The sequence below is a fragment of the Curtobacterium sp. PsM8 genome, from assembly GCF_030433875.1.
Classification (GTDB): domain Bacteria; phylum Actinomycetota; class Actinomycetes; order Actinomycetales; family Microbacteriaceae; genus Curtobacterium.
Window position 1 is genome coordinate 1 of the sequence record NZ_JARUXD010000082.1, and the last position, 13543, is coordinate 13543.

Consider the following 13543-nt stretch of genomic DNA (forward strand, 5'->3'; position numbering starts at 1 on the left):
CCCCCCCCCCCCCCCCCCCCCCCCCCCCCCCCCCCCCCCCCCCCCCCCCCCCGGGCGCCCCCCCCCCCCCCCCCCCCCCCCCCCCCCCCCCCCCCCCCGGCGGGCCCGCCCCCCCGTCTTCTGTTGTGCGGCGCCCGACGACGCCGGCGGGACGCCGGGCGGCGGGCTGCGGCGGGCGGCGGCGGGCAGCGCCGACGACGCCGCGGGCTCAGGCGCCGAGGAGCAGCGTCAGGCCGAAGGCGAGCATCACGACGGCGACCAGGGCGTCGAAGACCCGCCAGGTCAGCGGCTTCGCGAACAGCGGGCGCAGCAGCCGACCCCCGAAGCCGAGGGCCCCGAACCACAGGCAGCTCGCCGCGACCGCCCCCACGGTCCACCACCACCGGTCGTCGACCCCCTGCTGGTTCGCGACCGACCCGAGGAACACCAGCGTGTCCAGGTACACGTGCGGGTTCGCCCACGTGAACACCAGCATGGTCAGGACCGCGGCACGCATCGTCGGCCCCGCCGGGTCGCCTCCCGGACGCCGGTCGCCCAGACCGGCCCGGCCGGGAGGCACGCCCTCCCCCCGCGACGCCGGTGCAGCCTCCAGGCCGTCGGCCCCAGGACCCGCGCACGCGCCCGCACCCGCACCCGCCGAGACGGGCACCCCGTCCTCGGCGGCCCGCTCGTCGAGACGGATCGCCTCGCCCGAGGGCCGCAGCGCCCGCCGGGCCGCGAGCACCCCGTACGTCAGCAGGAACGCCGCGCCCACGAACCGGATGACCAGCAGCGCTGCCGGGACCCGTTCGACGACGGTCCCGACGCCGAGCACCCCGGCGATGATGAGGGCCGCGTCCGACAGTGCGCAGACGGCCACCGCGACGGCGACCACCCCGAGTCGCGCGCTCACCGCGAGCCGCAGCAGGTACGTGTTCTGCACCCCGATCGCGACGATGAGGGCGAGCCCCGTGCCCAGGCCGGACAGGGCGGGGAGCAGGGTGTCGAGCGGTGTGGTCACAGGGGAACGCTAGGCCGGTGCGCTCCCGTAGACCAGCTCAGGTTCCTGGTGCGCCGTAAGCTGCGCTGATGGTGCAGTTCCAGCGTGACCACCTCGAGACCCTCCTCGCCGCTGTCGACGCGGGGACCTTCGACGCCGCCGCCCGCGAGCTGTCGATCACACCGTCGGCGGTGTCCCAGCGGGTGAAGGCGATGGAGCAGCTCGTCGGCCGGGTGCTGCTGCAGCGGACCACGCCGATCGTGCCGACGCCGGACGGTGAGGTCGTCCTCCGCCACGCACGACAGGTGCGGCTGCTGGACGAGGAGACCTCCCGGGCGCTCGACGTGCCGGACGCCGACGTGCCGGGACGCACGCCGTCGATCCCGCTCGCCGTCAACGCGGACTCGCTCGCGACGTGGTTCCTCGACGCCCTCGCGATCGTCCGTGCCGACACCGAAGTGGTCTTCGACCTGCACCGTGAGGACCAGGACCGCACCGCCGAGCTCCTCCGCGCCGGCACGGTGATGGCCGCGGTGACGGCCGAAGCGGAGCCCGTGCAGGGGTGCTCGTCGGTGCCGCTCGGGGTGGACCGCTACCGGGCCGTCGCCGCACCGTCGTTCGTCCGGCGGTACCTCGACGGCGCGGACACCGAACGGCGGATGACGACCCGCCTCGACCGGGTACCGCTCGTGGACTACGACCGCGACGACGACCTGCAGCAGGGGTTCCTCCGACGGGTGCTCGGCCACGCGCCCCGTGGTCCACGGCACTTCGTCCCGAACTCGGCGGACTTCGCCCGGGCGGTGCAGCTCGGGTTCGGCTGGGGGTTGTTGCCGGAGGCGCAGTGCCTCGGGGCGCTCGAGCGGGGCGACCTGGTCGAACTCACCCCCGGACGCCGGGCGGACGTGGCGCTCTGGTGGCAGCGGTGGAACCTGGCGTCGCCGCTGCTCGAACGGGTGACCGAGGCCGTGCGGGCGGTCGCAGCGGAGCGGCTGCACCAGCCAGCGGCCGTGTGATGCAGCCGCGGTGATGTGACTCTTGCGTCCCCGTCGACGCCGTGGCAGCATCATGTCACCGGTGGAATACTGCCGGCCACAGAAGGGGCATCATGAAGAAAACGGTCGTACGTCGTCATCTCGCTGCAGGGTGTGCGGCAGCAGTCGCTCTCTCCACGTTGTTGATCGCCACACCCGCGTCCGCCACCGATGCCGGGAAGGAGACGGCCGGTGGCTGGAGCGAGATCAGCGGGAGCTTCTCGGACGGCTCCGTGCCACGTGCTGGGACGTTCGCGAGCGTGAGCCACCGTGGGACCGCAGAGTCGCGCGTCATCGGCGGGACGACGAACAAACGTGCACACGGATGGACCAAGTGGGCAGGCACCCGGCACTACACGACCGCCCAGCTCGAGCACTACTGGCCGGCGTCCGGTGTCATCGCGACCTCGGGTCGGAAATGGGGTACCGGCGGCACCGAAGCGGTGTCGCCGTGGAAGGCGTTCAACCCCAACGCGGCGAGCAACGGGAACGGCGCCGCGAAGACCTACTACGGCCGCTGAGCAGCAGTGGGGCGCCCCACGGACCGGCTCGGTCGGTCCGTGGGCGTGTCGATCGAGAGGGAGCCATGACCTGGAGGCAGGCGTTGGCAGTTGCCGCGCTGCTGATGGTGACGACCGGGCTGGTCTGCGCCCTCGGTGTGTTCCAGGCCCGTGCGCAGGCGCTCGCGGCAGAGGGCCGCGCCCTCCTCTCGCCCGAGGCGGTCGCCGTGCACGCGACCGTCAGTGAGCTGATGGAGCACCGAGCTGAGTTCGCGGCCGGGACACGGGCGTTCCGTGATCTCGAGGAAGTTCCTCGTGCTCGAACTGTGGTCGTGCTCAACGGGAACTGGTCCGACGTCGCACCGTCGATCGGGATCCGGTTCTCGACGTCCGATGTCGGGCGGGCGTTGGTCGGGGAAGCCGTGCACACCGAGGTCGAGGGCGGCGTCCCCTTCGTCGAGGTCGCCGGTGCACAGTACGAGGTCGTCGGGCGTCTCGGGCTCAGGGAAGACAGCCTGCTCGCGGAGGACATCCTGATCGCAGCCCCGGCCCTCTTCGACGCGGCCCAGACCCGCACGGTCCTGGACGGGCCCGACATCGGCACCCGCGCCGTGGCGGTCTTCGGCAGGGACCGGATCGAACCCGTGGCCGGTGGCGCCAACCGCCGCACGACAGTCGACTTCGTCACGCCGATCGTCCTGACGCTCGGTTTCGCCGTCGCGACGATGGCGAGCGCTGTGGCGGCCGTCTCGGCGGCTCGGCACGAGGGCGATCGAGCGCGGATCCGCCGCCTGGTCGGAATCGGCTCCGCAGCGGTGCTGTTCCGGACCGTCGTGGTCGCGTGCGGCACCCCGATCATCGTCTGCGCCACGGTCCTCACCGGGCTGTCCTGCGTCGGTGTCCGCCTGGGCGGGCCGGCCCTGGCAGCCGTCGCGAGCCAGTGCATGGTGTTCGTCGTCGTGATGCTCCTCGTCGGGCCGGTGAGGCGGCGATCATGGAGTTGATCCGTGATCTTCGGCACAACGGTCTCCTGATCGCTGTCAAGGCGCTCGTCATGGCGGTCTTCGCCGTGTCGCTCTACACCTTCGGCACCTTTGCACAGTCGACGAGTGGAGCGGTCAACGGCTCACTGGCGGCAGACCGCGACGTCGACCTCTACGGCCTCGTCGACACCTTCCTCGGCGACACCGACGGCTTCGAGCGCTTCCGAGCGTCGGACCGTGACCTCCGCACGCTCACCGACTTCGTCGCGCAACTCGGACACAACGACCGGCTGGACTTCCTGTCGGCGTTCGACCAGCCCGTCGTCATCGAGGACTTCCGCGGTGACGGTCGTTTCGACGCGAACGCTGGTTCCGGCCTCGCAGAGCGCGGCGAGTACCGCGGCGAGGGTGGGGAACGGCTCCGCGACGTGAAGTCGATGCAGATGAACCATGAGATGTTCGCGTTCTCGAGGCTCGATGTGACGTCCGGCTCGGCTCCGGTCTGGACGGACGTCGACTACAGCTCCGGCCTGGTGCCGGTCGTCCTCGGCTCCGACTACCGCGGCCTGTACGAGATCGGCGACGAACTCCGGGCGGATGTCTACGGTGTGCGCGAGCGCCTCCGGGTCACCGGGTTCCTCTCGCCCGGCAGCGCCGTGTTCCACCGCGGCGACATCAACCACTACTTGGACGACACGATCGTCCTGCCCTACCCGGCTGATGTCGGTCGCTTCGTCCAGCAAGATCGGTACACCGGAGGCATCGTCGCCTTCGCGATGCTCAACACGGACATCGCGGCGTCGACGTCGATGACCTACGACGACGTGATCGGCGAGCTCGGTGCGATCGCCGCGAGGACCGGGTTCCACGAGTACTCCTTGCAGGGCATCCCGACGTACTTGGTCCAGCTCCGACTCGTTCGCCAGATCGTGATCGAGAACTTCGGGCTGTTGGGCGCAGTGTCGGCGATGACGGGCGTGGCGACGATCGTCGTCTGCCGAAGGATCAACAGGGTCCTCGGCGACCACCGCCGACGATGGGTGCGCATCTGCAGGACGGTCGGGCGAAGCGACCGCGCGATCCTCCGGACGGTGGGCCAGACCTGGGCCGTGGAGTACTCGATCGTCGTCGTCCTCTACGCCGTGGGATGCGCGCTGCTCCCGAACCACCATGCCTACCCCTTCCTCGGAGTGATGGCCGCGCTCGGGGTCTGGTTCTCGCTCGACGCTGTGAGCCGCGCCCACCGGATCCTCGCCACGGAGACTCCTGGACGGCGGGGACGATGACGAGCATCGAGCTCAGGAACGTGTCGAAGTCCATCCGTGAACCGAACGGAGCCATCCGGTCACTCTTCAGCGGACTGGATCTGGTCGTCGGGGACACTGATCCCTCCGTGGCGCTGCTCGGCCGCAGCGGCAGCGGGAAGAGCACACTGCTCCGGATGCTGGCGGGCCTCGACTTGGACTACGACGGTTCGTACTCCAGTGCTGGACGACCCCACGTCCGGACGTCTGCAGTGATGGCACGACATCGGCTCGAGACGATGGGGATCGTGACGCAGGGGTACGACCTGTTGCATGACCGCAGCGTGCTCGCGAACCTCGTCCTCGGTGCCACTGACAGATCCGGGGTACGGACCCGAGCGGCTGAATGTCTCGAGTTCGTCGGACTCCCGGGCATCCAGAGGAACCGTCCGGGTGCACTGTCGGGCGGGGAGGCGCAGCGGGTCGCGATCGCTCGCGCACTGATGAAGCGACCCTCTGTGGTGCTTGCCGACGAGCCGACGGGAGCGCTCGACGAAGAGACGGAAACGCAGGTACTCGATCTCTTCGAGCGCCTGCAGGACGAGGGCGCCACCTTCGTGATCGCGACACACAGCGAACGCGTCGCAGCGAGGTGCGCACGACGGTTCCGCATCGTCGACCAGCGACTCGCCGAGGTCTGACACGGAGCCGCAGCCACGCCCGCCCGCCGCCGACTGTCCCCAGAGCGCAGGGCCCGCGGGGTGACAGGCCCGTGACCCCCGGTCAGGGGCCGTGTTCACACGATCGTCACACGCCGGGTGCAAGTCGTGACGTACGCTCACCCCATCGGCGGCACGGGTCGCCGACACACATCCGAACACACACCGAACACCGGTCCCGTCTCCCGAGGGCGGACCGCTCCGGTGCACGCCGCACCCTCGGCGCGCACCGTGCCACGGACGAGGAACCCTAGCCGCCGTCCGCGCCGGACCACCGCGTCCGGGTCCCTGTCGCCACCGTCGCCGACACCGTCGTCCGTCATGCCCCCGTGGGCCCGACGGACGGCATCTCCGACACCCGACAGGAGAAACCAGGAGTCGTCGTCCGAGGCGGTGTCGGCCTGGAACGGGCTCACCCGCTGGGGACAGGTCTCCGGGTCGCGCGCGACCGAACAGCTGGGCGACTGGCTGCTCGCGAACGAGGCGGCCTCGGCGGAGCGGGACGTCCTCGACCCGGAGCTGCGGCCGTTCCCCGGGTTCCAGCACACCGTCGTCTCCCTGAACTGGGGCGGTAAGCGGGACCACGCCACCTGGTTCAGCGCGGACCCGGCGGCACCGGCCGGCATCGAACTGATCCCGATGCCGGCCGTCGCCGCGGACTACGTCGCCGCCGGCGGCAAGGAGCAGATCGGGAAGGTGCTCGACGAGGCCGTGCCGGAGGGTGACTACGCCGTGCAGTTCGGCGACTACCTGCTCATGTACCGGGCGTTGGCGTCGGGCAGCCAGGCGACGGCGGCACTCGCCCTCGCCCGCGACCTGCCGGCGGAGGACATCGACACGGGCAACACCCGGTCGTACCTGCTGGCGTGGATCATGTCGCACCAGTAGCGGGAGTCGACTCATGTGCCGGACCCTCGTGTGCCGGAGCCACGGGACGCACTCCTGGGCTCCGGCGCACCTGCGTCCGCCTACCGTCCACGCCATGAGCACGCGCGCGAAGACCACTGCCACCCTCGTCGGCCTCGCCACCATCGGCATGCTGCTCGGCGGCTGCTCGAACGCCGGCGCCCAGAACGGCGACCCGGTCGCGAAGGTCCCGGGCTCCGAGGAGTCCGCCACCCGCACCGACCCCGGCCAGCGCAACAGCGCCCCCTGCCAGGTCGCCTCGAGTGCCGCCGTCGACGCGATCGACGAGGCCGTGGGGCCGCACGACAACACGGACGTCGCGAGCGTCACGAAGGGCGAGGCCGGCTGGTACCTCGGCGTCTCGGTGGCCCCGAACCAGAGCGACGACCCCAACGACGACGAGGTCGCGGTCTTCGGCACCGAGTCCGACCCGACCGCCGAGGACTTCGACGGCATGGTCGTCCCGGTGAACAAGGTCGCCGAGGACGTCGTCGCCGACGAGAGCACCGCCACCGCCGCACCGGCCGACTTCTCCGAGACCTCGGACGCGGCGAAGCAGGTCCAGAGCTGCATCGTCGAGGCCGTCGACCACTGACGCTCCGGTCCGGTCAGGTCTGCCCTGGTCGGGTCAGATCTGGCCTGGTCCGGTCAGGTCTGGCCTGGTCCGGTCAGGTCTGGCAGCGCGGGCACCAGTAGGTGTCGCGCAGCGTCAGCTCCGACTCACCCAGGTCGCCCGATCGGACCCGGGTCCCGCAGCGCAGGCACGGCTTGCCGGCCCGGTTGTAGACCCAGAAGCGCTGCCCCGGGCGGTCGACGCCCGTGGTCACCCGGTTGCTGCGGTCACGGTTCGCGACGATCAGCCGGGAGGCCATGGTCACCATCCGCGCCGGGTCCCGCACCTCGCTGACCGGCCGGGTCGGCAGCACACCCCGGAGGAAGCAGAGCTCGTTCCGGTAGACGTTGCCGAGCCCCGCCATCACCCGCTGGTCGAGGAGCGCCAGGCCGACGGGTCGGTCCGGGTCCACGGTGAGGTTCCGGAGAGCGACGTCGGCGTCCCAGTCCGGTCCGAGCAGGTCCGGGCCGAGGTGCCCGACGACCTCGGACTCACGGTCGCGTGGGACGACCTCCAGGACCCCGAGGGTGAAGCCGACGGTCGAGACGTCGGCGGCGTCCAGGACGACCCGCGCCTGGAACGCCGGTCGGCGCCAGCGCTCACCCGGGGCGTAGACGTCCCACCGGCCCTCCATCTTGAGGTGCGAGTGCACGGTCAGGTCGCCGATCCGGTGCAGCAGGTGCTTGCCGCGCGGGACGACCTCGTCGACGGTGCGGCCGACCAGGTCGAGCGTGGCGAACGCGGGCACCCGGAAGTCGCTGCGGGTCAGGACCTTGCCCGCCAGCGCCGCGTGCAACCGGGCCGCCGCGCGGAAGACGGTGTCGCCCTCAGGCACGGAGCCGCAGTCCCTGGGGCGTGGCCGTGAAGCCCGCGGTGCGGAGAGCGTCGCCGAGCGGGGCCTCGAGCACGAAGACGCCGTCGACCCGTTCGACGGACAGCTTGCCGAGCCCGCTCCGGACGGTCGCCGCGATCGAGGTGGCCGCCGCTGCCAGGTCGGCCGGGTCCTCCGTGAACGTCAGCACGCTCTTGCCGCCGCGTTCGACGTAGACGGCCAGCCGGCCGTCGACGAGCACGACGAGCGCGCCGGCCTTGCGACCCGGGCGGTGACCGCGGGCACCGCCCTTCACGGGTGTGGTGCTGATGCTGGTCTGGGCGACCGGGCCGGCGCTCGCGACCCCCGTCGGGTCCGCCGCCGCGGTCGGGTCGTCGGGGTCGGCCGGTGCCGGGTCGTGCGGCCACGGTAGCGAGGCGCCGAAGGGGTTCGCCGGGTCGGTGGCCGACAGTGTCAGGGCCTCACGGGCGCGGTCCGGGTCGGCGCGCTCCTCGTCGTCCAGGTCTCGGGCGTACGTGCGGAGTCGGTCGACGGTCGGGCCGGTGGCGAACTGCGCGGCACCGAGCCCCTCGACGAAGTACCCGCGTCGGGCACGGCCGGACTCCTCGAACTTGGCGAGCACGCGGTAGACCCCGGCGAAGCCGCCGCGGACGCCCTCCACCTGCACGGCACCGCGGGTGACGACGCCGTAGCGCTCGAGCAGCAGCTCCGCGGTCGCCGCTGCCCGGACGGTGGCGTCGGGTTCGGCGAGCGGCAGCAGTGACCAGCGCCCGCCGACGTTCGGCGGACCGGACTGGCTCGGCAGCGTCGGGCGTCGGCGTCCTCGGTAGGCGCGGGTCCGTGGCGCGCTCGAGGTCCGGGCCTTGCCGCCGAGCATCGCCCGCAGCGGGGCGAACGTGTCGTTGGTGATCTGCCCGGCCCAGACCAGGTCCCACAGGGCGGTGGTCAACGCGGAGTCGTCGGTGCTGCCGACGGCCTGCCCGAGCTGCCGGAAGAAGTACGCGCCACCGCCGGCCAGGGCGCCCAGGACGTCGCGCTGCAGTTCGGTGGTGTCGTCGCCCGCCGCTTCGGCCAGGGTGGTCGCGGCGGTGTCGGCGAGGTGCAGCCGGACCCAGCCGTCGTTGCCGGGCAGGGTGCCGCCGCCGGACCAGAGGACCTCGCCGGTGGCGGTCAGCTCGTCGAGCATGCTCGGGGCGTAGTCGGAGACGCGGGCCGGCAGCACGAGCGACTCCCACGAGCTGGCGGGCAGGGCGACCCCGGACAGCTGGTCGACCACCTGCAGCACGCCGTCGATGCCGCGCAGCCCGCCGCGGGCCCCGGGGACGCGGACGTGCTGCCACGCGGGCAGGAAGCGGGCGAGGGCGTCCGGTGCGACCGGTTCGACCTCGTGCCGGAGCGCCGCGAGCGACTTCGTCCGGATGCGCCGCAGCACCTCGGAGTCGCACCACTCGGCACCCTGGCGGTCGGGTCGGAACTCGCCCTCGACCAGGCGTCGGTCGGCGGTCAGGCGGCGCAGGGTGTCCTGCACCACCGCGACGCCGAGCCCCAGCCGCGACGCGGCCTCCTGCGCGCCGAACGGACCGTGGCTGCGGGCGTACCGACCGACCAGGTCACCGAGCGGGTCGGCGACCGGCTCGACGAAGGCGGTCGGCACGCCGATCGGCAGCGGCACCCCGAGGGCGTCGCGGAGTCGGGACGCGTCCTCGATCACGGCCCAGCGGGTGGCCCCGGCATGCGAGAAGGCGAGGACACGGCGGTCGCGCTCGAGGGCCTCCAGTGCCGTGCGGAGCGTCGCCTGGGCCTCGCTGCGGTCCGTGGCGTCGGCCAGCCAGCTCCGGTCGACCAGCTCGTCGAGGTCGAGCGCCCCGACCAGCCGGAGGACGTCGACCATGCCCTCGACGTCCCGTGCGCGGCGGTCCGGGGAGAGCCGCTGCAGGTCGCGTTCGACACCGTCGATGACGGCCGGGTCGAGCAGTTCGCGCAGTTCCGCACGACCGAGCAGTTCGCTGAGCAGGGTCGAGTCGAGGGACAGCGCGGCGGCCCGGCGTTCCGCGAGCGGCGAGTCGCCCTCGTACATGAAGGCCGCGACGTACCCGAACAGCAGGGTGCGGGCGAACGGCGAGGGCTGCTCGGTCTCGCTCTCGACCAGGCGGATCCGCCGTCGAGCGATCTCGTCCGCGATGCCGAGCAGGGCGGGGACGTCGTACACGTCCTGCAGCACCTCGCGCACGGTCTCGAGCAGGATCGGGAACGTCGGGTACTTCTGCGCCACCTCGAGCAGCTGCGACGCACGCTGGCGCTGCTGCCAGAGCGGCGACCGGCGCCCGGGGTCACGGCGGGGCAGCAGGAGCGCCCGGGCCGCGCACTCGCGGAAACGTGCGGCGAACAGCGCGGAGCCGCCGACCTCGTCGGTGACGATGGTCTCGAGGTCGTCGCGCTCGAAGACGAACAGCTCCGCTCCGGGAGGCTCGGCGTCCGTCTCCGGGATCCGCACCACGATGCCGTCGTCCGCAGCCATGGCGCCGCCGTCGATCCCGTGCCGCTCCCGCAGTCGGGCCGCGACCGCCAGGGCCCACGGCGCGTGCACGGTCATGCCGTACGGGGAGTGCAGGATGAGCCGCCAGTCGCCGAGCTCGTCGCGGAAGCGTTCGACGACGAGCGTCGTGTCGCTCGGCACGTGACCGGTGGCGGCGCGCTGGTCGCGGAGGAACGCGATGAGGTTCGTGACGGCCCGTTCGTCGAGGCCACCGGCGGCGACCCGGGCCCGGGCGTCCTCGTCCGAGGCCGATTCGACCTCCCGCACGAAGGCACCGGTGGCACGGCCGAGTTCGGCGGGCCGGCCGAGTCCATCGCCCTTCCAGAACGGCACCCGGCCGGGCTGCCCGAACGCCGGGCTGACGAGCACCCGGTCGTGCGTGATCTCCTCGATCCGCCAGCTGGTGGCGCCGAGTGCGAAGACGTCGCCGACGCGGGACTCGTAGACCATCTCCTCGTCGAGCTCGCCGACGCGGGACGCCCGTTCGCCGACCATGAAGACGCCGAACATGCCACGGTCCGGGATCGTGCCACCGCTCGTGACGGCCAGGCGCTGCGCTCCGGGACGCCCGGTGAGGGTGCCGTGCACGCGGTCCCAGACCAGGCGCGGCCGGAGTTCGGCGAACTCGTCGCTCGGGTAGCGGCCGGTGACCAGGTCGAGCGTCGCCTCGAACGCCGAGCGGGGCAGGCCGCTGAACGGGGCGCTGCGTCGGACGAGCTCGAACCAGTGCTCGACGTCGACCGTGTCGATCGCCCCGGCCGCGACGGTGTGCTGCGCCAGGACGTCGAGCGGGTTGGCGGGCACCGAGATCGACTCGATCTGCCCGCTGACCATGCGCTCGACGGTGACGGCGCTGTTGACGAGGTCGGCCCGGTGCTTCGGGAAGAGCACGCCGCGGGAGATCTCGCCGACCTGGTGTCCGGCGCGGCCGACGCGCTGCAGGCCGCTGGCGACCGAGGGCGGCGCCTCGACCTGGATGACGAGGTCGACCTCGCCCATGTCGATGCCGAGTTCGAGCGAACTGGTGGCGACCACGCAACGCAGCCGTCCGGACTTCAGGTCGTCCTCGATGATCGCGCGCTGGTCCTTGGACACCGAGCCGTGGTGGGCGCGGGCCAGCACCGGGATGTTCCGGTCCGAGCCGCCGCCGTCGGTCTGGCCGGACCCGCCGATCAGCTGGGCCGGTGGCCGGGTGGGCTGGGGCACCGGCGCATGTGCCGACGCCCGCCCCGGTGACTGCGAGACCACCGGCACGCCGACACCGGCACCCACGGGTTCGGCCACGTCCGTCGTCGCCAGGGCCCGTTCCTCGTGGATCTCGTTGAGCCGGGCGGTCAGCCGTTCGGCCAGTCGTCGGGAGTTGGCGAAGACGATCGTCGACCGGTGCTGCTCGATGAGGTCCACGACCGACTCTTCGACGTGCGGCCAGATCGAGCCGTTCGTCGGGCTGGAGGTCGCGTCGGCTCCGACCGGCGGGGCGCCGAGCTCGGTCATGTCGTCGACCGGCACGACGACGCGCAGGTCGAAGGTCTTCTGCGCGGGCGGCGCGATGATCTGCACCGGGGCCCGACCGCCGAGGAACCGCGCCACTTCTTCCGCCGGGCGGACGGTCGCGGACAGCCCGATGCGCTGGACGGGTTTCTCGAGCAGGTCGTCGAGGCGTTCGAGCGAGACGGCGAGGTGTGCGCCACGCTTGGATGCCGCGACCGCGTGCACCTCGTCCACGATGACGGTGTCGACGTTGACCAGGGTCTCGCGCGCCTTCGACGTCAGCATCAGGTAGAGCGACTCGGGCGTGGTGATGAGGATGTCCGGCGGCAGGCGCAGCAGTTTCTGCCGGTCGGACGAGGGGGTGTCACCGCTCCGGACGCCGACCGTGACGTCGGGCGGTTCGAGCCCGAGCCGCTTGGCCGTCTGCGTGATGCCGACGAGCGGGGAGCGCAGGTTCCGTTCGACGTCGACGCCGAGGGCCTTGAGCGGCGAGACGTAGAGCACGCGGGTGCGCTGCTTGGCGGGCGGGGTGTCCGACGCCGAGATGAGCCGGTCGATCGACCACAGGAACGAGGCCAGGGTCTTGCCGGAGCCGGTCGGGGCGATGACGAGTGCGTGTTGCCCGGTCGAGATGGCGTCCCACGCGCCGGCCTGCGCGGCCGTCGGTTCGCGGAACGCCCCCCGGAACCACTCGGCGGTGGCGGGGGAGAAGCGCTCGAAGACGTCCGTCATGGTCCGCTCCATCCTGCTCCTCACCACCGACAGGAGCCCGGGGCGGATCGGTGCTTGACAACGAGAACACTACCGATCTATCGTTACTGCATCGCGACCGGTCCTGAACAGGTCGCGAACCAACTTCGAGAAAGGAGTCGTCATGCGCCCCATCGACGACGAGAACAGCCCCACGTCCCCCCGCGACCCCTTCGGTCGCGGCCAGCGCGGGCCCCGCTTCGGCAGCGCCCGCCAGCACCACGGCACCGGGTTCCCCGGCCGTGACCACGGTGACCACGAACACGGCCGCGGTGGCCGCGGTGGGCGGGGCTTCGGTCCCGGCTTCGGCGGACCGGGCTTCGGCGGTCCGGGCTTCGGCCCCGGCTTCGGCGGCGGCTTCGGTCCGGGCTTCGGCCCCGGCCGTGAACGACGCCGCCGCGGCGACGTCCGCCTCGCCATCCTCGGGCTCCTCGCCGAGGGCCCCCAGAACGGCTACGCGGTCATCAAGACGATCGCGGAACGCACCGGCGGCGCCTGGAAGCCGAGCCCGGGCTCGGTCTACCCGACGCTCCAGCAGCTCGTCGACGAAGAGCTCGTGGTCTCGACGGGCGACGGTCGGAAGACCCTCTTCGAGCTCACCGACGCCGGTCGGGCCGAGGCCGAGTCCAAGGCCGACGAGATCGCCGCCGCGTGGGAGTCCACGCCCGGTATGCCGGACTCGCAGCGGGAGCTGTTCGAGTCGCTCCGCAAGCTCGCCAGCGTCATGCACGTGTTCCGCACGAGTGCGACGGACGAGCAGACGAAGGCCGCCACCGAGAAGATCGACGGCCTGCGCCGCGACCTGCTCCAGGTCCTCAGCGACTGAGCGGTCCGCACCACCGGACCCCGGCGCCGCAGCACCACAGACCAACGGGAGGGGGGGGGGGGGGGGGGGGGGGGGGGGGCCGGGGGGGGGGGGGGGGGGGGGGGGGGGGGGGGGGGGGGGGGGGGGGGGG

The 13543-nt window shown here is 72.4% G+C and carries 11 protein-coding genes; 8 read left to right on the forward strand and 3 right to left on the reverse strand.

Features of this window, described 5'->3' with window-relative positions:
• Window positions 1-208 precede the first annotated feature (208 nt).
• Window positions 209-1000 carry a LysE/ArgO family amino acid transporter gene (locus QCD68_RS15095; protein ID WP_301223614.1) on the reverse strand — a complete coding sequence of 264 codons (792 nt, stop codon included), beginning with the start codon at window positions 998-1000 and terminating at the stop codon, window positions 209-211.
• A gap of 68 nt (window positions 1001-1068) precedes the next feature.
• On the opposite strand from QCD68_RS15095, the gene QCD68_RS15100 reads away from it, so the two are divergent.
• The 7 genes from QCD68_RS15100 (at window position 1069) to QCD68_RS15130 (ending at window position 6960) form a co-directional block, all read left to right on the forward strand.
• Entirely contained in the window at window positions 1069-1995 is a 927-nt protein-coding gene (locus QCD68_RS15100; RefSeq protein WP_301223615.1) for a LysR family transcriptional regulator ArgP, read from the forward strand.
• Window positions 1996-2273: 278 nt separating this feature from the next.
• Window positions 2274-2534: a hypothetical protein gene (locus tag QCD68_RS15105; protein ID WP_301223616.1), complete on the forward strand. Its 261-nt coding sequence runs from the start codon at window positions 2274-2276 to the stop codon at window positions 2532-2534.
• 65 nt (window positions 2535-2599) lie between these two features.
• Complete coding sequence (locus QCD68_RS15110) at window positions 2600-3517, forward strand: hypothetical protein (RefSeq protein WP_301223617.1); 918 nt, start codon at window positions 2600-2602, stop codon at window positions 3515-3517.
• Entirely contained in the window at window positions 3508-4782 is a 1275-nt protein-coding gene (locus QCD68_RS15115) for a hypothetical protein (RefSeq protein ID WP_301223618.1), read from the forward strand. Before QCD68_RS15110 ends, QCD68_RS15115 begins: the two co-directional genes overlap by 10 nt.
• Window positions 4779-5441 (forward strand): ABC transporter ATP-binding protein, encoded by a 663-nt coding sequence (locus QCD68_RS15120; RefSeq protein ID WP_301223619.1) that lies wholly within the window; start codon window positions 4779-4781, stop codon window positions 5439-5441. The genes QCD68_RS15115 and QCD68_RS15120 overlap by 4 nt, the downstream gene beginning before the upstream one ends.
• A gap of 339 nt (window positions 5442-5780) precedes the next feature.
• The gene (locus QCD68_RS15125; RefSeq protein WP_301223620.1) at window positions 5781-6347 is read left to right on the forward strand and encodes a glycosyl hydrolase; all 567 of its coding nucleotides are present in this window, start codon (window positions 5781-5783) and stop codon (window positions 6345-6347) included.
• 94 nt (window positions 6348-6441) lie between these two features.
• The gene (locus tag QCD68_RS15130; protein ID WP_301223621.1) at window positions 6442-6960 is read left to right on the forward strand and encodes a hypothetical protein; all 519 of its coding nucleotides are present in this window, start codon (window positions 6442-6444) and stop codon (window positions 6958-6960) included.
• A gap of 73 nt (window positions 6961-7033) precedes the next feature.
• Here QCD68_RS15130 and QCD68_RS15135 read toward each other — a convergent pair whose 3' ends face one another.
• Window positions 7034-7813, reverse strand: coding sequence for a DNA-formamidopyrimidine glycosylase family protein (locus QCD68_RS15135; RefSeq protein ID WP_301223622.1), 780 nt, complete (start codon window positions 7811-7813; stop codon window positions 7034-7036).
• Window positions 7806-12569, reverse strand: a complete 4764-nt coding sequence (locus QCD68_RS15140; RefSeq protein ID WP_301223623.1) for an ATP-dependent helicase — start codon at window positions 12567-12569, stop codon at window positions 7806-7808. The genes QCD68_RS15135 and QCD68_RS15140 overlap by 8 nt, the downstream gene beginning before the upstream one ends.
• Before the next feature lie 142 nt (window positions 12570-12711).
• Between QCD68_RS15140 and QCD68_RS15145 the strand changes: the two genes are divergently transcribed.
• The gene (locus QCD68_RS15145; protein WP_301223624.1) at window positions 12712-13413 is read left to right on the forward strand and encodes a PadR family transcriptional regulator; all 702 of its coding nucleotides are present in this window, start codon (window positions 12712-12714) and stop codon (window positions 13411-13413) included.
• Window positions 13414-13543 lie beyond the last annotated feature (130 nt).

Excerpts from the sequence above, each read along its gene's own strand:
- QCD68_RS15110 (WP_301223617.1), top strand. The coding sequence starts at position 2,600 with ATGACCTGGAGGCAGGCGTTGGCAGTTGCCGCGCTGCTGATGGTGACG.
- QCD68_RS15145 (WP_301223624.1), top strand. The coding sequence starts at position 12,712 with ATGCGCCCCATCGACGACGAGAACAGCCCCACGTCCCCCCGCGACCCC.
- QCD68_RS15125 (WP_301223620.1), top strand. The coding sequence starts at position 5,781 with ATGCCCCCGTGGGCCCGACGGACGGCATCTCCGACACCCGACAGGAGA.
- QCD68_RS15130 (WP_301223621.1), top strand. The coding sequence starts at position 6,442 with ATGAGCACGCGCGCGAAGACCACTGCCACCCTCGTCGGCCTCGCCACC.
- QCD68_RS15115 (WP_301223618.1), top strand. The coding sequence starts at position 3,508 with ATGGAGTTGATCCGTGATCTTCGGCACAACGGTCTCCTGATCGCTGTC.
- QCD68_RS15100 (WP_301223615.1), top strand. The coding sequence starts at position 1,069 with ATGGTGCAGTTCCAGCGTGACCACCTCGAGACCCTCCTCGCCGCTGTC.
- QCD68_RS15140 (WP_301223623.1), bottom strand. The coding sequence starts at position 12,569 with ATGACGGACGTCTTCGAGCGCTTCTCCCCCGCCACCGCCGAGTGGTTC.
- QCD68_RS15120 (WP_301223619.1), top strand. The coding sequence starts at position 4,779 with ATGACGAGCATCGAGCTCAGGAACGTGTCGAAGTCCATCCGTGAACCG.